18 protein-coding genes are annotated in these 18,846 nt (G+C 61.2%); 9 read left to right on the plus strand and 9 right to left on the minus strand.

Annotation, left to right across the window (positions count from 1 at the left end; genetic code table 11):
* Nucleotides 1–151 precede the first annotated feature (151 nt).
* Nucleotides 152–2,029, minus strand: coding sequence for a DNA helicase RecQ (recQ, locus tag ACHEXL_RS13670; protein WP_416559947.1), 1,878 nt, complete (start codon nucleotides 2,027–2,029; stop codon nucleotides 152–154).
* A gap of 430 nt (nucleotides 2,030–2,459) precedes the next feature.
* On the opposite strand from recQ, the gene queC reads away from it, so the two are divergent.
* Together queC and ACHEXL_RS13680 are read left to right on the plus strand one after the other, a co-directional pair.
* Nucleotides 2,460–3,179, plus strand: a complete 720-nt coding sequence (gene queC / locus ACHEXL_RS13675; RefSeq protein ID WP_416559948.1) for a 7-cyano-7-deazaguanine synthase QueC — start codon at nucleotides 2,460–2,462, stop codon at nucleotides 3,177–3,179.
* A 24-nt stretch (nucleotides 3,180–3,203) separates the two neighbouring features.
* Nucleotides 3,204–4,250 carry a homocysteine S-methyltransferase family protein gene (locus ACHEXL_RS13680; RefSeq protein WP_416559949.1) on the plus strand — a complete coding sequence of 349 codons (1,047 nt, stop codon included), beginning with the start codon at nucleotides 3,204–3,206 and terminating at the stop codon, nucleotides 4,248–4,250.
* Between the two features lie 43 nt (nucleotides 4,251–4,293).
* Here ACHEXL_RS13680 and ACHEXL_RS13685 read toward each other — a convergent pair whose 3' ends face one another.
* A complete protein-coding gene (locus ACHEXL_RS13685; RefSeq protein ID WP_416559950.1) occupies nucleotides 4,294–5,034 on the minus strand; it encodes a tyrosine-protein phosphatase in 741 nt (246 codons plus the stop codon).
* Nucleotides 5,035–5,188: 154 nt separating this feature from the next.
* Between ACHEXL_RS13685 and ACHEXL_RS13690 the strand changes: the two genes are divergently transcribed.
* The 6 genes from ACHEXL_RS13690 (at nucleotide 5,189) to cynS (ending at nucleotide 10,900) form a co-directional block, all read left to right on the plus strand.
* Nucleotides 5,189–6,421 carry a PAS domain-containing sensor histidine kinase gene (locus ACHEXL_RS13690; protein ID WP_416559951.1) on the plus strand — a complete coding sequence of 411 codons (1,233 nt, stop codon included), beginning with the start codon at nucleotides 5,189–5,191 and terminating at the stop codon, nucleotides 6,419–6,421.
* On the plus strand, nucleotides 6,418–7,071 hold the full coding sequence (locus ACHEXL_RS13695; protein ID WP_416559952.1) for a response regulator: 654 nt from the start codon (nucleotides 6,418–6,420) through the stop codon (nucleotides 7,069–7,071). The genes ACHEXL_RS13690 and ACHEXL_RS13695 overlap by 4 nt, the downstream gene beginning before the upstream one ends.
* 206 nt (nucleotides 7,072–7,277) lie before the next feature.
* Nucleotides 7,278–8,684, plus strand: a complete 1,407-nt coding sequence (locus tag ACHEXL_RS13700; RefSeq protein ID WP_416559953.1) for a CmpA/NrtA family ABC transporter substrate-binding protein — start codon at nucleotides 7,278–7,280, stop codon at nucleotides 8,682–8,684.
* Nucleotides 8,685–8,689: 5 nt separating this feature from the next.
* On the plus strand, nucleotides 8,690–9,556 hold the full coding sequence (ntrB, locus tag ACHEXL_RS13705) for a nitrate ABC transporter permease (protein ID WP_416559954.1): 867 nt from the start codon (nucleotides 8,690–8,692) through the stop codon (nucleotides 9,554–9,556).
* Entirely contained in the window at nucleotides 9,546–10,421 is an 876-nt protein-coding gene (locus ACHEXL_RS13710; protein ID WP_416559955.1) for an ABC transporter ATP-binding protein, read from the plus strand. Before ntrB ends, ACHEXL_RS13710 begins: the two co-directional genes overlap by 11 nt.
* Before the next feature lie 35 nt (nucleotides 10,422–10,456).
* A complete protein-coding gene (gene cynS, locus ACHEXL_RS13715; protein ID WP_416559956.1) occupies nucleotides 10,457–10,900 on the plus strand; it encodes a cyanase in 444 nt (147 codons plus the stop codon).
* A 13-nt stretch (nucleotides 10,901–10,913) separates the two neighbouring features.
* On the opposite strand, the gene ACHEXL_RS13720 is transcribed toward cynS, so the two are convergent.
* The 5 genes from ACHEXL_RS13720 to sucC form a co-directional block, all read right to left on the minus strand.
* A complete protein-coding gene (locus tag ACHEXL_RS13720) occupies nucleotides 10,914–12,416 on the minus strand; it encodes a PglL family O-oligosaccharyltransferase (protein WP_416559957.1) in 1,503 nt (500 codons plus the stop codon).
* A 67-nt stretch (nucleotides 12,417–12,483) separates the two neighbouring features.
* Nucleotides 12,484–12,966: a pilin gene (locus ACHEXL_RS13725; protein ID WP_416559958.1), complete on the minus strand. Its 483-nt coding sequence runs from the start codon at nucleotides 12,964–12,966 to the stop codon at nucleotides 12,484–12,486.
* A 65-nt stretch (nucleotides 12,967–13,031) separates the two neighbouring features.
* Nucleotides 13,032–13,748: a TerC family protein gene (locus tag ACHEXL_RS13730; protein WP_416559959.1), complete on the minus strand. Its 717-nt coding sequence runs from the start codon at nucleotides 13,746–13,748 to the stop codon at nucleotides 13,032–13,034.
* A 151-nt stretch (nucleotides 13,749–13,899) separates the two neighbouring features.
* On the minus strand, nucleotides 13,900–14,796 hold the full coding sequence (gene sucD, locus ACHEXL_RS13735) for a succinate--CoA ligase subunit alpha (protein ID WP_108323670.1): 897 nt from the start codon (nucleotides 14,794–14,796) through the stop codon (nucleotides 13,900–13,902).
* 54 nt (nucleotides 14,797–14,850) lie between these two features.
* Nucleotides 14,851–16,011, minus strand: a complete 1,161-nt coding sequence (gene sucC / locus ACHEXL_RS13740) for an ADP-forming succinate--CoA ligase subunit beta (RefSeq protein WP_416559960.1) — start codon at nucleotides 16,009–16,011, stop codon at nucleotides 14,851–14,853.
* A 186-nt stretch (nucleotides 16,012–16,197) separates the two neighbouring features.
* Between sucC and argC the strand changes: the two genes are divergently transcribed.
* A complete protein-coding gene (gene argC, locus ACHEXL_RS13745; protein ID WP_416559961.1) occupies nucleotides 16,198–17,121 on the plus strand; it encodes an N-acetyl-gamma-glutamyl-phosphate reductase in 924 nt (307 codons plus the stop codon).
* Nucleotides 17,122–17,325: 204 nt separating this feature from the next.
* On the opposite strand, the gene recX is transcribed toward argC, so the two are convergent.
* Entirely contained in the window at nucleotides 17,326–17,781 is a 456-nt protein-coding gene (gene recX, locus ACHEXL_RS13750) for a recombination regulator RecX (protein ID WP_416559962.1), read from the minus strand.
* Between the two features lie 2 nt (nucleotides 17,782–17,783).
* Nucleotides 17,784–18,821: a recombinase RecA gene (recA, locus tag ACHEXL_RS13755; RefSeq protein ID WP_416559963.1), complete on the minus strand. Its 1,038-nt coding sequence runs from the start codon at nucleotides 18,819–18,821 to the stop codon at nucleotides 17,784–17,786.
* Between the last annotated feature and the right edge of the window lie 25 nt (nucleotides 18,822–18,846).

Consider the following 18,846-nt stretch of genomic DNA (forward strand, 5'->3'; position numbering starts at 1 on the left):
GTATAGGCTTGGGCGCAGGCATGCACAGGCTGCGGTTTGAGGTCCGCTGTGCTGTGACTGTCATGCCCGCACGGGTCAGCTTAGGAGTTGATCGCACGATGAACCGTGCGCTGGCGCTCTCAATGGGCCGGGCCGGCCCAGCCGCAGGGCATCAGCCCTTGCAGACTTTCAGCACCTGCTCGCCATAGGCCTCGAGCTTTTTCACACCCAAGCCGCTGATGCCCTGTAAGTCGCCCAAGCTGTGCGGTGCGGCCTCGGCAATGGCGGCCAGCGTCGCGTCATGGAAGATCACATACGCGGGCAGGTTGTGCTCCTTGGCCACCTCGGCGCGCCAGGCCTTGAGGTTGATGTAACGCACCATCGCGTCCTGCCCCAGGTTGGCAGCAGCTGGTGAGGGGGCGCTGCGCGTGCGACTGCGTTTGTCGGCACGCTGGCTGGTGCTTTCGCGCAATTGCACGGGCACCTCGCCTTTGAGCACGGCGCGTGACGCTTCGGTCAGGTGCAGGGTGCTGAAACCGTCTTCGGTGTGCACATGCAAAGCGCCTATCGCGATCAGCTGGCGCATTACGGCGCGCAGCTGCTGCTCGCTGTATTCAGCGCCCAAGCCAAAGGTGCTGATGCCTTCGTGGCCGCGCTGCGACACCTTCTCGGTTTTTTTGCCCCGCACGATGTCCATGGTGTGGCTGGCCCCAAAGCTGTGGCCGCTGCTTTGCTGCGTGCGGTACACGGTGGAGAGCAGCTTGCGTGCGGCGTCGGTGCCGTCCCAGACTTCGGGTGGGTTCAGGCAGTTGTCGCAGTTGCCACAAAAGGGCATGTACACGCCCTGCGCGCTGTCCTTTTGGCTGGTGTAGCTCTCGCCAAAGTAGCTCAAAAGCCGCACGCGGCGGCAATCGGTCGCTTCGGCCAAGGCCAGCAGCGCGTCGAGCTTGCCGCGCATGATCTGTTTGAACTCTTCGCCCGCCGGGCTCTCGTCGATCATGCGGCGCTGGTTCACCACGTCTTGCAGGCCATAGGCCATCCAAGCGTCAGACGCCAGGCCATCGCGCCCGGCACGGCCCGTCTCCTGGTAGTAGCCTTCGATGTTTTTGGGCATGTCCAGGTGCGCCACAAAGCGCACATCGGGCTTGTCGATGCCCATGCCAAACGCCACCGTGGCCACCATCACCACGCCTTCTTCGCGCAAAAACTCGTTTTGGTGGCGCTGGCGCACGGCTGCGTCCAGGCCCGCGTGGTAAGGCAGGGCACGGATGCCCGCTTCGCACAGCATGGCCGCGACCTCTTCGACCCGCTTGCGCGACTGGCAATAGACCACGCCCGCTTCTTCCGGGTGTTCGCGCTCGATGAAGCGCAGCAGCTGGGTGCTGGCGTCTTTTTTCTCGACGATGGTGTAGCGGATGTTGGGCCGGTCAAAACTGCTGATGAACAGTTTGGCGCTTTCCAGCTGCAGCCGCTCGACGATGTCGGCACGGGTCAGTGCATCGGCCGTGGCGGTGAGCGCCACACGCGGCACACTGGGGTAGCGCTCGTGCAGCACCGACAGGCCCCGGTATTCGGGCCGGAAGTCATGGCCCCATTGGCTCACGCAATGCGCTTCGTCGATCGCAAACAGGCTCAGCAGCCCGCGCTCGAGCAGCGAATCCATCTGCGCCAGAAAGCGGCCATTGGTCACGCGTTCGGGTGCAGCGTAGAGCAGGGTGATTTCGCCGCGCAACAGACGTCGCTCGATGTCGTTGGCCTCTTCGCCGGTCAAAGTGGAGTTGAGGAAGGCGGCACTCACCCCCGCTTCGTGCAGGGCACCCACCTGGTCGTGCATCAGCGCGATCAGCGGCGACACCACCACCGTGATGCCGTGGCCCGCACGCTGGCGCGCAATGGCCGGGATTTGATAGCACAGCGATTTGCCCCCGCCCGTGGGCATGAGCACCAGTGCATCACCGCCCGCAGCCACATGGTCGATGATGGCTTGCTGCGGGCCGCGAAAGGCGTCGTAGCCAAATACTTCGCGCAGGATGGGGAGGTGGGGGGACACTGGGGTATGACGGGCTTTTTGAAGGCTTGATTGTCCTCTATCGATGGCTTGGGTTTAGCGGGTGTGGTGTGGGGGGGGGGGGGGGGGGGGCGGGGGGGGTTCCTCATACGGGGGGGGGGGGGGGGGCCCCCCCCCCCCCCCCCCCCCGCCCCCCCCCCCCCCCCCCCCACACAAGACCATGGGCTGCGCGGCGAGCTGCTGAAAGGCTTGCGTTTGTTGCCAGCACGACCTGGAGTCATCTCCAGAGTGGGTGTTCACAGCCAGCAAAACTGACGACCACCACCAGCGTTTGGAAGGGGCCGGCGGCGGGCGACGATTTTGGCGTACCCCCGCCTCATGAGGAGCCCGCCGCCGGCCCCTTCCAAATGCGCTCCGCCGCGCCCAGACGCTGACAGCTCCCCCTTCATGGACAGCGTTACCATCCCAGCCCATGCACACCTCCGCCCTCGTCCTTTTTTCCGGTGGTCAGGACTCCACCACCTGCCTGGCCCATGCGCTGTCCAAATACGAACGCGTCGAAACCCTGGCCTTTGACTACGGCCAGCGCCACAAAGTCGAGCTGGACGCCCGCCTGAACGTGCTGGCCGCGATCAAGGCCCGGTTTCCCCAATGGGCCGTCAAGATGGGCGAAGACCACCTGCTGGATGCCGGCATCTTGGGCCATATCAGCGAAACTTCTTTGACCCGCGACACCGCCATTGAGATGGAAAGCTCGGGCCTGCCCAACACTTTTGTGCCGGGGCGCAACCTGCTGTTCCTCACGCTGGCCGCTGCGCTGGCGTACCGCCGGGGTTTGCAGGTCATCGTCACCGGCGTGTGCGAGACCGATTTCTCGGGCTACCCCGACTGCCGCGACGACACCATGAAGGCCATGCAGGTGGCCCTGTCGCTGGGCATGGACCGCAAGCTGCTGATCGAAACCCCGCTCATGTGGATCGACAAAGCCCAAACCTGGCAGCTGGCGCACGAGCTGGGCCAAAAGGCTCAGCCCCAAAACGGCGGCCAGGCATTGGTGGACCTGATCGTGGAGCACAGCCACACCTGTTATCTGGGCGAGCGCACGCAACGTCATGACTGGGGCTATGGCTGCGGCCAGTGCCCAGCGTGTCAGCTCAGGGCTTCAGGTTTTGTGCGTTACCAAAAACCTTGACCAGCCCTTTTTACAATACACCCTATGAAACCCCTCACCTACACCCGCGCCCAGGCGCTGCCCGAGATCCTGAAAACCCGCATCGCCATCCTCGACGGCGCCATGGGCACCATGATCCAGCGCTTCAAACTGACCGAGGCCGATTACCGGGGTGAGCGTTTCAAGGACTTCCCCAAAGACGTCAAGGGCAACAACGAGTTGCTGAGCCTGACGCGTCCCGACGTGATCCGTGACATCCACGAAGGCTATCTGGCTGCGGGCGCTGACCTGATCGAGACCAACACCTTTGGTGCCACGACCATCGCCCAGGCCGACTACGACATGCAGCACCTGGCCCGCGAGATGAACCTGCAGTCCGCCAAACTGGCCCGCGCCGCCTGCGACAAGTTCTCCACGCCCGACAAGCCCCGCTTTGTGGTCGGCGCTTTGGGCCCCACGCCCAAGACCGCCAGCATCAGCCCCGACGTGAACGACGCGGGAGCGCGCAACGTGACGTTTGAAGAACTGCGCGCTGCCTATTACGAACAGGTGGAGGCCTTGGTCGAAGGTGGCTCCGATGTGCTGTTGGTCGAAACGATTTTTGACACGCTCAATGCCAAAGCCGCGCTGTTTGCGATTGAAGAATTTTTTGAAGCCAGCGGCCAGCGCTTGCCCCTCATCATCAGCGGCACCGTGACCGACGCATCGGGCCGCATCCTGAGCGGCCAGACGGTGACAGCGTTCTGGCACAGCGTGCGCCACGCGCACCCGCTGGCCATTGGCCTCAACTGCGCCTTGGGCGCCACGCTGATGCGCCCCTACATCCAGGAGCTCAACAAGGTCGCGGGCGATACGTTCATCAGCTGCTACCCCAACGCCGGTTTGCCCAACCCCATGAGCGATACCGGCTTTGACGAAACCCCCGAAGTGACCAGCCGCCTGTTGCATGAGTTCGCGGCCGAAGGCCTGGTCAACATTGTGGGCGGCTGCTGCGGCACCACGCCCGACCACATTGGTGCGATCGGCAAGGCGGTGGCACCTTTGGCGCCGCGCAATGTGCATGGCGGGTTCTTTTACAAAGAAGCGGCCTGAGGTTTTCAAGCCATGTCGGAGCTGAAGCTCCGACATGTCAGTTTCAATCTTCCAGCAGCAGCCTCTGCAGCTCGGCCAGTTCTTGCGGGCTCAGGCCAATGGCCCCGTGCAAGTAGTCGCGCATGCCGCCGTGCTTCGTATCCACGGTCTCAAATGCGGCATGCAAAAACTCGGGCTGCACTTGCCACAGCACCTTCATCACATGCGGGTGGCCCTGACCTTCCAGGCGGGCGTCGCGCTTGTAGAGCTGGTTGGTGAGCAGGTAGTCATGCTCGATGGTGGCGCGGTCCACGCCCAAAGCGGACAGCAGCAGCGCTGCAGCAAAACCTGTGCGGTCCTTGCCCGCGGTGCAGTGAAACACCTGGGGCGTGGGTTGTTCCAGCAGGTGTTTCAAAAACTGCCCGAACGTGCCCGCATTCCGATTCACGAAATCGCGGTAGGTCTCGCGCATCAGGTCTACGGTTTCTTCGGTGCTGGGCACCACGCCTTGGGCTACCAGGGCCTGCATGCGGGCGATCACAGTGGGCTCGATGGTGAGCGCCACGCGCTGCACGCCGGGGATGTTGTAGGGCGTGGCAGCACATTCGGCCGCGCCGCGAAAGTCGAGGCTGTGCCCGATGCCCAGCGCGGTTAGACGAGCCAGGTCCTCTGACGTCAACCCTGCCAAGTGGTCTGACCGGAATACCAGGCCGCGCCGAACGCGGCGGCCATCGGCGCTGCGGTAGCCACCCACATCGCGAAAGTTCGATGCGCCTTGCAATACAGCGGTGCTTACCGGGGTCATGGTCATCCAATCAGCCATCAAATCGAAGAATAATCCCACCATTGTCACGCGCAGCCCCGACAGGTGCTGTTGCTGCAAGTGACAAACCCCTGAGCGTGCAGGGCAAACCGTGCGAAAGCCTTTCTGTTTGGCATACGGCTTGCTTGTCATGTGCATGAACCTTGAATACAACCCCCTGTTGCCCACGGTGACCGGTGTCACCGAGGCCTGGCGTGACCCCTTGGGCCTGATGCTGGCCTCCACCGGTGAGGGGGTTTTTGGCGTCGATCTGGAGGGTTTGTGTGTTTTCATCAACCCGGCTGGAGCCCGCATGATTGGCTTCGAGCCGCACCAGGTGCTGGGCCAGAACATGCACATCCTGACCCACCATTCGCATGGCGATGGCGCGCATTACCCCATGGACGATTGCCCGATTTACAACGCCTTTCGACGTGGCGAGCCCTGCCGCATCGACAGCGAGGTTTTTTGGCGTGCGGACGGCAGCAGCTTTCCTGTGGAATATTCCAGCTACCCTGTGTTTGACCAGGGCCTGGTGCGTGGTGCGGTGGTCACCTTTATGGACATCACCGAGCGCAAGCAGGCCCAGGACGCCTTGCACCAGGCTAAAAACGAGCTGGAGCAACGCGTGGCCGAGCGCACCCATGCGCTGGAAACGGCCTTGCAGCAATTGCGCGAGTTGGCCGCCTGGTCCGAGGCCGTGCGTGAGGAAGAGCGCACCCGCATCGCCCGCGAGGTACACGACGAGCTGGGCAGCTTGTTGGTGGCCCTGAAAATGGATGTGAGCTGGTTGGACAAGCGTCTGTTCGAGCAGGCGCAACGCGCCGCCGAAGAAGCGCCAAGCCAGCACGACAACATGCGCGGAAAAATGCGAGAGAAGTGCCGGAACATGAGCCGCCTGATCGAGAACGCGGTGGTCAATGTGGGCCGCATCATCACCGACTTGCGCCCCAGCATCCTGGACCACCAGGGGCTGTGGGGCGCCCTGGAGTGGCAGGCGCAAGAGTTTGTGCAATCGGCCGAGCAAGAACTCAAGTGGTGCATGGAGGTGAACGAGCAGCGCGTGCTGCCCGAGCCCATGGCCATGGCGGTGTTCCGTATTTTTCAGGAAATGCTGAGCAACGTGGGTCGGCATGCCAAGGCGCAGACCGTGGATGTGGACATCGTCGAGCGTGAGGGCTGGCTGCACCTGTCGGTGGAAGACGATGGCTGCGGGGCTTCGCCCCAGGCGTTTGCGTCGGCGCAGGCCTACGGCGTCATGGGCATGCGCGAGCGGGCGCGGCATTTTGGCGGGGTGATCGACATTGACAGCCAACCAGGCCGCGGCACACGCATGCGCCTGTCCATGCCCTTGCCACACACCTTGCCTGTGCAAGAGGTGGCCCCATGAACACCACGGTGCGCGTGTTGTTGGGCGACGACCACAAAATTGTGCGCGAAGGCCTGAAGATGGTGCTGGCCGATGACCCAGTCCTGCAGGTGGTGGCCGAGGCCGATACCGGCCCCGGCGTGCTGGACGCGGTGCAGGCCTTGCAAGGCACGCAGGGGCTGGACGTGGTCCTGCTCGACATCGCCATGCCCGGCATGGACGGATTGGATGTGTTGCAAATCCTGCGGCGCGACTGGCCCGGCTTGCCCGTGCTCATGCTCAGCACCTACCCTGAAAAACAATATGCGGTGCGCTGCATACAGCTGGGGGCATCGGGTTACCTGAACAAAAGCACCGACCCGGACGATTTGATGGCTGCGCTGCGTCGTGTGGCTGTTGGTGGCATGCATGTCACGCCCGCCACGGCCGAGGCCCTGGCCAGTTTGGTAAGCCGGGGTCGCACCAAAAGCGGGATCGAACTGCTTTCACACCGGGAGCATCAGGTCTATCTTTTGTTGACCCAAGGCCACACCGTGAGCGAAATTGGTGCGCAGCTCAGTCTGGCCCCCAACACGGTGAGCACTTACCGTGCACGCATTCTGGAAAAGACAGGCACCAAGAACGATGTGGAGCTGGCCTTGTACGCGAAAAGTCTGACTGAGGGGCTTTGATCACACCGAATCCGTGTAAAGGCGGCACCCTCCACCGCCTGGTCGATGACAAGGTCTGCACAGGATCGAGACATTTGTAGGGCTATCCCTACACAGCATCGACAAGCGCCCTGCTAAATGAAGCGGCACAGCGTTGTTGGCATGCATTCAAGGTTTTCTGGCCCACTGCTTGCATAGACAAGTACATCTTCACAAGCGAGGTTGCCATGTCTGAATTTTTTGATCCGTACAACGCTGACCGTCCCCTGATGCTCAAGTGCAGTTGCGGCCGCGACCATTCGCCCGCAGACCACCATGCCGAAGTGGTGGCCGATGCGGCAGCCGCACAACTGCGAGCCCGCTCCGAAACTGCCGAGTTTGAGGCCTACAGCCAGGAATTCATCGAGGCCACGCTGGTCAAGTCGCTGTTTCCGCACGACGAAGAGCGCCGCATGTTTTTGCGTGCCGTAGGCAAGAAGACCGCCATGGCGGCCATTGCCAGCGTCTTGCCCATGGCCAGTCTGCAAGCCATGGCGCAAGAAAAAGGGCCACTGGAAAAAACCAACCTCAAAATCGGTTTCATCCCGATCACTTGCGCCACGCCACTCATCATGGCGCAGCCGCTGGGCTTCTACCAAAAGCAAGGCCTGAACGTGGAAGTGACCAAGACCGCAGGTTGGGCCTTGATCCGCGACAAGATGATCAACAAGGAATACGACGCCACGCACTTTCTGTCGCCCATGCCGCTGGCCATCAGCATGGGGTTGGGCGCCAACGCCACGCCCATGAATGTGGCCACCATCCAGAACATCAATGGCCAAGCCATCACGCTGGCCATGAAGCACAAGAACAACCGCGACCCGAAGAACTGGAAGGGCTTCAAGTTTGCCGTGCCTTTCGATTATTCGATGCACAACTTCTTGCTGCGTTACTACTTGGCGGAAAACGGCATCAATCCAGACACCGATGTGCAAATTCGCGTGGTGCCACCGCCAGAGATGGTGGCCAACCTGCGCTCGGGCAACATCGATGGCTTCCTCGGACCCGATCCTTTCAACCAGCGCGCGGTGTTCGACGAAGTGGGTTTCATCCACATCCTGACCAAGGACCTGTGGAATGGTCACCCTTGCTGCGCCTTCGGCACCAGCACCGAGTTCATCCAGAAGAACCCCAACACCTTTGCTGCTTTGTACCGCGCCGTGCTCACGGCCGCTGCCATGGCGCGTCAGCCGGGCAACCGCGAGCTGATCGCCAAGGTCATTTCGCCTGCGCAATACCTGAACCAGCCCGAGGCGGTGATCAGTCAGGTGCTGACGGGCAAATTTGCCGACGGTCTGGGCAAGGTGCAAAACGTGCCCGACCGTGCGGACTTTGACCCTATGCCTTGGCAGAGCATGGCGGTGTGGATGCTGACGCAGATGAAGCGCTGGGGCTACATCAAGGGCAACGTGGATTACAAACAAATCGCCGAGAAGGTGTTCCTCATCACCGACGCGCGCAAGCACATGAAAGCGCTGGGCCACGAATTTGCAGCGACCACGCCTTACCCTAAACACAAGATCATGGGCAAAGAGTTTGACCCGGCCAAGCCCGAGGACTACCTCAAGAGCTTTGCGATCAACAAGATGGGTTGAGCGTCATGAAAACCACGCACCTCAATTTGCGCGCGGCCATGGTCTCGTTGCTCATGTTCCTGGTCTTTCTGGGGGCGTGGCAGCTGTCTGCCACGGCGCCTTCGGTGGCGGGTGCCGCCAAGGCAGGCATGACGGCCGAAGAAATCGAGTACCAGAAGATGATGGGCAAGGACCCCGGTGCCGTCAAAAGCACCGGCTTTCCGCCGCCCCTGGAAGTAGGCAAGGCCATGTTGGGCCATTTGGCCGACCCGTTCTATGACAAAGGCCCCAATGACAAAGGCATTGGCATCCAGTTGGCGCATTCGCTCGGGCGCGTGGCGCTGGGGTTCTTCCTGGCTGTGTTGGTGGCCTTGCCAGTGGGTTTCATGATCGGCATGTCGCCTCTCATGCGCAAAGCGTTTGACCCATTCATTCAGGTGCTTAAACCCATCAGCCCGCTGGCCTGGATGCCGCTGGCGCTCTACACCCTCAAAGACTCGGAAATCAGCGGCATCTTCGTGATCTTCATTTGCTCGGTCTGGCCCATGCTGATCAACACCGCTTTCGGTGTGGCCGCCGTCAAGCGTGACTGGCTCAATGTGGCCAGCACGCTGGAAGTGCAGCCGCTACGCAAAGCCTTTTTGGTCATCTTGCCCGCCGCAGCGCCCACCATCGTGACCGGCATGCGCATCAGCATGGGCATCGCCTGGCTGGTGATTGTGGCTGCTGAGATGCTGGTGGGCGGCACAGGCGTGGGCTACTTTGTGTGGAACGAGTGGAATAACCTGTCGCTGGTGAATGTGATCTTTGCAGTGCTGGTGATCGGTGTGGTTGGTATGTTGCTGGACTTGGCGTTTGCCCAGGTGCAAAAGGCGGTGACCTATGTGGAGTGACACCAGTGACCGTGCGTTGATCGCACCTTTGCCCGCAGAGACTTTTGCACCCCAACCCAAGGCCCAAGCCATGAACGCTTTCCTCAAAATTGAAAAACTGGGCAAGGCCTACCAAAGCGACAAGCCGGTGTTTTCGGACGTGTCTTTCAACATCGACAAGGGCGAGTTTGTCTGCATCATTGGCCACTCGGGCTGCGGCAAGACCACCATCTTGAATGTGCTGGCGGGCCTGGACACGGCCTCGTCAGGTCACGCCTTCATGGACGGCCGCGAGATCGCAGGCCCCAGCCTGGAGCGCGGCGTGGTGTTCCAAAGCCACGCGCTCATGCCCTGGCTCACGGTGCGACAAAACATCGCGTTTGCCGTCAAGTCCAAGTGGCCTGAGTGGAAAACGCCCCAAGTGAACCTCCATGTGGAAAAGCATGTGGGCATGGTCGGTTTGCTGCACGCCATCGACAAGAAGCCCAGCCAACTCTCGGGCGGCATGAAGCAACGCGTGGGCATTGCCCGGGCCTTTGCGATCCAGCCCAAGATGCTGCTGCTCGACGAGCCCTTTGGTGCGCTGGACGCGCTCACACGCGGCGCGATTCAAGACGAGTTGATGAGCATCGTCCGCCAGACGCAGCAGACGGTGTTCATGATCACGCACGACGTGGACGAAGCGATTCTTTTGTCCGACCGCATCCTGCTCATGAGCAACGGCAACGATTCGGGTGGCAGCTATGTGCCCGGTGGCTTGGCCGAAGTGGTGGTCAATCCGCTGCCACGCGAGCGCACCCGTGCCCAGCTGCACCACCTGCCGGGCTATTACGACATGCGCAACCACATCGTCGACTTTTTGGTGTCACGCGCCAAAGCCCATTGATTCTTTCTTTTCACCAACCCCTCAAGAGGTCTTTCATGAACCGTTTAGAAGTCACCGAAAAAATCATCGCCACCAAAGTGTCCAAAGGCATCAAGTGGAGCGACGTGGCCGAAAAGGTCGGCCTGTCCAAAGAATGGGTCACCGCCGGGTGCCTCGGCCAAATGACCTTTGACGCCAAGCAAGCCAAGGTCATCGGCAAGATCTTTGGCCTGACGGCCGACGAGATCAAGTGGTTGCAGGTCGTGCCCTACAAAGGCTCACTGCCCAGCCAGGTGCCCACCGACCCGTTAATTTACCGCTGGTACGAAATCGTGAGCGTGTATGGCACGACCATCAAGGAACTGATCCACGAAGAGTTTGGCGACGGCATTATGAGCGCCATCGATTTCAGCATGGACATCGTACGCCAGCCCGACCCCAAGGGCGACCGCGTGAACGTGGTGTTGTCGGGCAAGTTTTTGCCTTACAAGCAGTATTGATCTGATTTTTGCCTCAATCTGTTTCTTCTCGCCTGCCCTTGGGCAGGCAGAAAGGGCAGGGCAAAGCAGGAAAGGCCGCACGCCATCTGTCCGAGTGCAGCTGTACCAAGTCTTGTTGGCCCAGCAGATGTGCACTCAGAATCAGCTGGCGCACCACTTGGGGCTCGGGCGAGTAGTGCAGCATTTCCTGGCTGGTGGCCAAGACCCATGGGGCGTTTTCCGGGGTCACGCGAGTCAGTGTCAGCTCGGCAAAGGTGGCCGGTCGCTGGAAAAACCAGCTGCTGCGCGCCGCGCCCAGTGGGTCATCACGCCACACAGGCCAGCGTTGCGTGGCGGGCATGTAAATTTGCCGCACGCGGGCGTAGTCCGCTCCCACCAGGCAGACGGTGGCCAGCAGCAGGCCGCCTGTCAGTTGCCGGCTGCGCGACGAACCAGCCTGCAAGCCCGAGGGCGGCATCAGCAGCAACACCCCACACAGCAGCGCGGCGATCTGGAAGGGGCCATACCAAAGGGGAAACTCCAACAGGCTGTGCAGCCCGATCACCGCCAGCACCCCCCAGGCCAATTGATGGGTTGGCGATGAGCTCAGCCACGGTCGCGCCAAGACCAGTGTGGCCAGCAAGGCCAATCCCAAAGCGGCAGTGACCGGGACGCCCAGCGTGACCGCCAGGTGCAAGGGCAAGTTGTGGGCGTTGCCCAGAATGTCGCAGAATCTTTTTTCAGGGCCACCGTCGTAGGCCGTGATGTAGTGGGCGTATTTGAGTTCGCCCCAGCCCCAGCCCGTCCAGGGCTTTTGCCCGATCAGTTCCAGCACATTGGCCCACAGCACGCGGCGGCTGGCACAGCCTTCGTTGTGGCCCATTCGGGTCAGCGCGTCGACGACGTCTTGCCCGGACACCATGCTCAAGCACCAGGGCAGGCCCCAATTGGCCAACAGGTACACCGCCAAGGTCCAAAACGCCAGGCGCGGCGACAGTCTGGGCGTGGGAACACGGCTGCGCCAGGCCCAGAACATGACGAGGCCGCAGACCAGCACCATGTGCAGCAAGCCGGTGCGCGATGTGGTGGCGGCATTGGCGGTGGCCAGCAAGGCCAGCATCCACAGCGCGTGCCGGGTTTTGAGCCCATGGGCTTGCCACCACAGCACCGCCAGCATGCCGATGGCCAGCAAGGTGGCGAGCTGGTTGCGTTGGCGCAAGTTGGCGTTCGCTTCGCCCAGAGCCGCTACATGAAGCCAAGGACTGAAGAATTCGGCGGCCCCAAAGTATTGGATGAGCCCCATGACGCTGCTGACCAAGGCCGCCACAGCACACGCCCGGGCCACGTCCAAGGCCTGCAGGCGCGGGCCCCACAACAGCAGCAAGCCGATGCAGGCCCAACTGACCAGCAAGGGCACCGTGTTGGGTTGCGGTGACGGCGACCAGGGTGCAAGCCAAGGCAAAACCAGCAGCGCACCCAGCGTCAGTCCGCGCACCCGCGTGGTCAGGTTAACGGAGCTATTTCCGCTGGGGCTCAAGCCCATTTGCCAGCCACCAAGAAAAACGCCCTGTGTTCAGCAGGGCGTTGGGGTGTGCGAAAGACGTTCAGGACGTTTTGCATGAAGCGGGCAAGTACTTGACCGGCAAGCCGTTGCTGCTGGCAGGACCGCAGCGCCAGCCGGAGATGGTCTTGCCGCCATCGGTGCTGCCATTGACCGGGGTGTCGCCGGTTTGCAGCGGGGTCAGGGCGATGGCATTGGCCGATGCGCTGGTGCTGCCGCGCAGCGCTTCATGCTTGCCGACCACGGTGATCACGCCATTGGCATCCACAGCCACGCTGGCCACGTATTTGCTCGTTTGGCTTTCACAGACTTTGGGCAAAGCCGCCGACACATCGGCGTCCGACGATGAGCTGACCGCTTCGTTGACCGCGGTTTTACAACCGTTGGCCGCCAGCAGCATTTCGGACACCTTGGCCCGGATGGTGTAGTCCTGGTAAGCCGGCAAAGCCAGCGCACCCAAAATGCCGATGACCGCAATCACGATCATCAGCTCGATCAATGTCAAACCTTGTTGGTTTTTTGGCATGGTTTTCCCCCTGGTGAATGGCCCTCGATGGTAAATCATTCACCCACCGAAGGCCTGTTTTCAGCTCAAGAGGCAGCGTTGTCGGTGTGTGCAGTACGGCGGGCCATGATGAATTTACCCAGTGCCAGCACCAGCAAAGCGCCTGCAATGCCCAGACCGTAGCCCCAGGCCTTGTCTTGCGGCAGGTAAGCCACCAGGCCAGGATCGGTCTGGATCATGGTGCCTGCGATCCAGCCCAGCAGCATGCCACCGGCGGTGATGATGATCGGGAAGCGGTCCATGAGTTTGAGCACCAGTTGGCTGCCCCAAACGATGATCGGGATGCTGACCAACAGGCCGAAGATGACCAAAGGCATCTGGTGGTCGGCGTTGCCCGAAGTCTGGGCGGCACCGGCGATGGCGATCACGTTGTCCACGCTCATGACCAGATCGGCAATGATGACGGTTTTGACCGCACCCCAGAGCTTGTCGCTGCCCTGGATGTTGCTGTGGTCGTCTTCTTCATCGGGGGTCAGCAGTTTCACGCCGATCCAGATGAGCAAGAGTGCGCCCACAAACTTGAGGAAGGGAATGGCCAGCAGGGTGAGCGCGAAAAAAATCAGGATGACGCGCAACACGATGGCACCGGCGGTGCCCCACATGATGCCTTTGGTGCGTTGGTGGTCCGGCAGCTGGCGGCAAGCCAGCGCAATCACCACGGCATTGTCACCGCCCAGCAGGATGTCGATCATGATGATCTGGCCAACGGCGAACCAGAAATGAGGGGTCAGAAATTCTTCCACGGTATTCCTTTGGTCACAGGCACGAAGCCGGTGAAGCTTGAGTTCAAAAAAACGGAAAGCCGGATTGTCCCGCAGGACATCCGGCTCGGGTATTGTGGCAAACCACACCCCCGGTGCGGGGTGGGGCTTGTCACCCAGGTGGCGTGTACTTTTACTTCAGCTGGGCTTTGAGCAGTTTGCCCAATTCAGACGGGTTGCGTGTGACGATGAAGCCGCACTCCTCCATGATGGCCAGCTTTGCATCGGCCGTGTCGGCACCGCCAGAGATCAGGGCACCCGCATGGCCCATGCGCTTGCCGGGAGGGGCAGTCACACCGGCGATGAAACCCACCACAGGCTTTTTCATGTTGGCCTTGCACCACTGAGCGGCTTCGGCTTCGTCGGGACCACCGATTTCACCGATCATGATGACGGCGTCGGTGTCGGGATCGTCGTTGAAAGCCTTCATCACGTCGATGTGCTTCAAACCGTTGATCGGGTCGCCACCGATACCGACGGCGCTGGACTGGCCGAGGCCCACTTCGGTCAGCATCGCCACGGCTTCATAGGTCAAAGTGCCCGAACGGGACACCACGCCAATGCGGCCTTTGCGGTGAATGTGACCGGGCATGATGCCGATCTTGATTTCGTCGGGGGTGATCAGACCGGGGCAGTTGGGGCCGAGCAGCAGCGTGCGCTTGCCGCCAGCGGCTTCCTTGGCCTTCATCTTGTTGCGCACTTCGAGCATGTCACGAACGGGAATGCCTTCGGTGATGCAAATCGCCATGTCCAGGTCGGCTTCCACGGCTTCCCAGATTGCAGCGGCTGCGCCGGCTGGGGGCACGTAGATCACGGACACGGTCGCGCCAGTTTGTGTGGCGGCTTCCTTGACCGATGCGTAGATTGGGATGTTGAAGATGGACTCGCCAGCCTTCTTGGGGTTCACGCCGGCCACGAAGCAGTTCTTGCCGTTCGCGTATTCCTGGCACTTCTCAGTGTGGAACTGACCGGTTTTGCCGGTGATGCCCTGGGTGATGACTTTGGTGTCTTTGTTGATGTAGATCGACATTTTGGATTCCTAATCAGATGCGGACGGCGCTGATCGCACCATCCTGCAAAGTCATTACTTAACGGCTGCGACGATGGCGGTCGCGGCTTCAGCCATGGTGTCGGCCGAGATGATCGGCAGACCGGATTCGGCCAGCATCTTCTTGCCCAGCTCGTCGTTGGTGCCCTTCATGCGAACGACCAATGGCACGGACAGGTTCACGGCCTTGCAAGCGGTGATCACGCCGGTAGCGATGGTGTCGCACTTCATGATGCCGCCGAAGATGTTGACCAAAATGCCTTTGACATTCTTGTTGGCCAGCATGATCTTGAAGGCTTCAGTGACTTTCTCGGCAGTAGCGCCGCCGCCCACGTCCAGGAAGTTGGCTGGCTCGCCGCCAAACAACTTGATGGTGTCCATGGTGGCCATGGCCAGGCCAGCGCCGTTGACCAGGCAACCGATGTTGCCGTCCAGGCTGATGTAGGCCAGGTCGAACTTGGAAGCTTCCACTTCAGCAGGATCTTCTTCGTCCAGATCGCGGTAAGCAACGATTTCGGGGTGACGGAACAGCGCGTTGGCATCGAAGTTGAACTTCGCGTCCAGGGCCATCACGTTGCCCTTGCTGTCACGGTTCAGCGGGTTGATTTCGACCAACGAAGCGTCGGTTTCCATGTAGCACTGGTACAGCTTTTTGAAGATGTCCACGGCCTGGGCGGTGGAGTCTGCAGGCATGCCAATCGCGTCAGAGATCTTCTTGGCTTGGGCATCGCCCAGACCGGTCAACGGGTCGATGAACTCGGTGATGATTTTTTCGGGGGTGGAGTGAGCCACTTCCTCGATGTCCATGCCGCCTTCGCTCGAAGCGATGAAAGCGATCTTTTGGGTGGCGCGGTCGGTGACCACGGACACGTAATACTCTTTGTTGATGTCAGCGCCGTCTTCAATATAGAGACGACGGACTTTCTGGCCTTCGGGGCCGGTCTGGTGGGTCTTGAGCTGCATGCCCAGGATCTCGCCAGCCAAACGCTTGACGTCGTCGATGGTTTTGGCCACTTTGACGCCGCCGCCTTTGCCACGGCCACCGGCGTGGATTTGGGCCTTGACCACCCACACTGGGCCGCCCAGTTTTTGAGCGGCTTCAACAGCCTCTTGAACGGTGAACGCCGGGATGCCACGGGGGACTGGCACACCGAATTGACGCAAGATTTCCTTGCCTTGGTACTCGTGAATCTTCATGAGGTCTTCTCTCAGAGGGGTGGTAATTCGACCGGTCCGCCGGGGTGCCTGGATCAGGCCGGGCACGTCAGCAGGCTCTGGACACTGCAGCGTGCGACTGTATCATGCTGCAATGCACCAATCCTGAGCCTTGCGTCTTACATTGACTTGACGTTGAGGCCCGGAATTCTTCAGAAAGTAACACCCATGGCCAAAATATTCATCGATGGCGAAGCCGGCACCACAGGTTTGCAAATCCGCGAAAGGCTGGCTTTGATGCCTCAAATCGAGGTGCTTAGCATCGACCCGGCACGCCGCAAGGACCCCGAGGCCAAACGCGAGTTGATGGCTGCAGCCGATCTGGTGGTGCTGTGTCTGCACGACGATGCGGCCATCGAATCGGTGGCTATGATCGACAGCCTGCCGGGCCGCAAGCCGCGCATTGTGGACGCCTCCACCGCGCACCGCTGCCATCCCGATTGGGTGTTTGGCTTTCCTGAACTGGCAGCCGACCAATTGACCGCAGTCCAGAAGGCCGAGCGGGTCGCCAATCCCGGCTGCTACGCCACAGGGGCGATCGCCATCTTGCGGCCTCTGATTGACGCCGGGCTGCTGCCGTGTGATTTCCCGGTATGCCTGCCTTCAGTGAGTGGTTACTCCGGCGGTGGCCGTAGCATGATCGAAGACTACGAGGCAGGACGGGCGCCCTTGTTTGAAGCTTATGCCTTGGGCCTGAAGCACAAGCACATCCCAGAAATCATGCGCTACACCGGGCTGAGCACGCGGCCCTTGTTTGTGCCTGCGGTTGGCAACTTCCGCCAAGGCATGCTGGTGCAGCTGCCCCTGCACCTGGACAGCTTGCCGGGCAAGCCTTCGGGTGCCGACCTGCACGCGGCCTTGCAAGCGCACTATGCGGCCAGCCAGGCCGCAGGCGGCTGGGTGAGCGTGTTGCCCCCCACGGACAACTTGAAACTGGACGCCACGGCCCTGAATGACACCAACCAGCTCGAAATTCGGGTGTTTGCGAATGAAGACGCTCGCCATGCCGTGGTGATCGCTCGCCTGGACAACCTGGGCAAGGGTGCCAGTGGTGCGGCGGTGCAAAACATCGCGTTGATGCTCGGCTTGTGACGGGCGAGATGCAAGCTGTGTGACACAGCACACGGTCACGCCCCGAATTCTTCAAGATACTGAAGCCATCGACAGAGCCCTGTGGCGGCTCTCCCCAGCTTGAAGTGCCCCTTCGGGAGCAAGAGAAAGCAAGGTGGTTTCCCTGGTATCAGGGAGGTTCATTGGGGAGAGCCCTCAGAGGGCTTTGTGGGGTGTGCCTTCAGCTCAGTCTTCGCCGGCGCCTTGCACGATCTTGCGCACCACCTCGGCGTTGAAGCCGCGGGTCATCAAAAAGCGAATTTGTCTTGCCCGCTCGTTCGGATCGGCGGCTGGGCGGTCAAACTTTTTGCGCCAAACGGCCAACGCGCGACTGAACTCTGTTTCGCGCAGGCCCTCCATGGCGGCGGTCACGGCCTCACCCGACAAACCCTTTGCAGCCAGCTCTTGCTTGACCCGTGCCGCACCCAGCTTGCCCGAGCGGCGGTGCACCACCGACTCGATGGCACGGCCGTCGTTGATGAAGTCCCGTGCTTGCAGCTCATCCAACGCTTTGGCCAGCTCGCCGGGCACTTCTTCGTGTGGGGCCAGCTTGCGCTCCAGCTCGGCCCGCGAGTGTTCGCGCTGGCTCAAAAGCCGCAGGGCGCGGCCTTTGAGCGAGGGCTGAAAGCCGGGCTTGTTCAAGATCAATCGCCTTTGGGTTCGGCAATCGCCGATTCGAGCAAACGGATGCCCAGCGATTCGCGCACCTTGTTCTCGATCTCGCGGGCCAGGGCCGGGTTTTCGCGCAAAAACTCGCGGGCGTTGTCACGGCCTTGGCCGATTTTTTCGCCCTGGTAGGCGTACCAGGCCCCCGATTTGTCCACGATCTTGGCGGTCACACCCATGTCGATGACTTCGCCTTCGCGGCTGATGCCCTCGCCAAACAGGATGTCGAACTCGGCCGTCTTGAAGGGCGGGGCCACTTTGTTCTTGACCACTTTGACTTTGGTCTCGTTGCCGATCGCGTCATCGCCCTTCTTGATGGTGCCGGTGCGGCGGATGTCGAGGCGCACCGAGGCGTAGAACTTGAGCGCGTTGCCGCCCGTGGTGGTTTCGGGGCTGCCGAACATGACACCGATCTTCATGCGGATCTGGTTGATGAAGATCACGGTGCAATTGGTTTTCTTGATGGTGGCGGTCAGCTTGCGCAGGGCCTGGCTCATCAAGCGTGCTTGCAGGCCGGGCAGGCTGTCGCCCATGTCGCCTTCGATTTCGGCCTTGGGGGTCAGGGCCGCCACCGAGTCGATGACGACCAGATCGACCGCGCCGGAGCGCACCAAGCTGTCCACGATTTCGAGGGCTTGCTCGCCGGTGTCGGGCTGGCTCACCAGCAGGTCTTGCAGGTTGACGCCCAGATTCTGGGCGTATTGCACATCCAGCGCGTGTTCGGCGTCCACAAAGGCGCATGTGCCGCCCAGGCGTTGCATTTCAGAGATGACTTGCAGGGTCAGGGTGGTTTTGCCCGACGACTCAGGGCCGTAGATTTCGATCACGCGGCCACGGGGCAGACCGCCCACGCCCAGCGCAATGTCCAGGCCCAGAGAGCCGGTGGAGACGACCTGGATGTCGGCGATGGCTTCGCCTTCGCCCAGACGCATGATGGTGCCTTTGCCAAATTGTTTTTCAATCTGGGCCAGGGCAGCTTGCAGGGCTTTGGACTTTTCGCTGTTGTCGTCGCTCATGGGAATCTCCTTGAATATCAATGGG

The organism is Limnohabitans sp. YIMB22184 (assembly GCF_048020265.1).
GTDB lineage: Bacteria > Pseudomonadota > Gammaproteobacteria > Burkholderiales > Burkholderiaceae_C > Limnohabitans_A.

Excerpts from the sequence above, each read along its gene's own strand:
- queC (WP_416559948.1), top strand. The coding sequence starts at position 2,460 with ATGCACACCTCCGCCCTCGTCCTTTTTTCCGGTGGTCAGGACTCCACC.
- ACHEXL_RS13680 (WP_416559949.1), top strand. The coding sequence starts at position 3,204 with ATGAAACCCCTCACCTACACCCGCGCCCAGGCGCTGCCCGAGATCCTG.
- ACHEXL_RS13685 (WP_416559950.1), bottom strand. The coding sequence starts at position 5,034 with ATGACCCCGGTAAGCACCGCTGTATTGCAAGGCGCATCGAACTTTCGC.
- ACHEXL_RS13690 (WP_416559951.1), top strand. The coding sequence starts at position 5,189 with ATGAACCTTGAATACAACCCCCTGTTGCCCACGGTGACCGGTGTCACC.
- ACHEXL_RS13695 (WP_416559952.1), top strand. The coding sequence starts at position 6,418 with ATGAACACCACGGTGCGCGTGTTGTTGGGCGACGACCACAAAATTGTG.
- ACHEXL_RS13700 (WP_416559953.1), top strand. The coding sequence starts at position 7,278 with ATGTCTGAATTTTTTGATCCGTACAACGCTGACCGTCCCCTGATGCTC.
- ntrB (WP_416559954.1), top strand. The coding sequence starts at position 8,690 with ATGAAAACCACGCACCTCAATTTGCGCGCGGCCATGGTCTCGTTGCTC.
- ACHEXL_RS13710 (WP_416559955.1), top strand. The coding sequence starts at position 9,546 with ATGTGGAGTGACACCAGTGACCGTGCGTTGATCGCACCTTTGCCCGCA.
- cynS (WP_416559956.1), top strand. The coding sequence starts at position 10,457 with ATGAACCGTTTAGAAGTCACCGAAAAAATCATCGCCACCAAAGTGTCC.
- ACHEXL_RS13725 (WP_416559958.1), bottom strand. The coding sequence starts at position 12,966 with ATGCCAAAAAACCAACAAGGTTTGACATTGATCGAGCTGATGATCGTG.
- sucD (WP_108323670.1), bottom strand. The coding sequence starts at position 14,796 with ATGTCGATCTACATCAACAAAGACACCAAAGTCATCACCCAGGGCATC.
- sucC (WP_416559960.1), bottom strand. The coding sequence starts at position 16,011 with ATGAAGATTCACGAGTACCAAGGCAAGGAAATCTTGCGTCAATTCGGT.
- argC (WP_416559961.1), top strand. The coding sequence starts at position 16,198 with ATGGCCAAAATATTCATCGATGGCGAAGCCGGCACCACAGGTTTGCAA.
- recA (WP_416559963.1), bottom strand. The coding sequence starts at position 18,821 with ATGAGCGACGACAACAGCGAAAAGTCCAAAGCCCTGCAAGCTGCCCTG.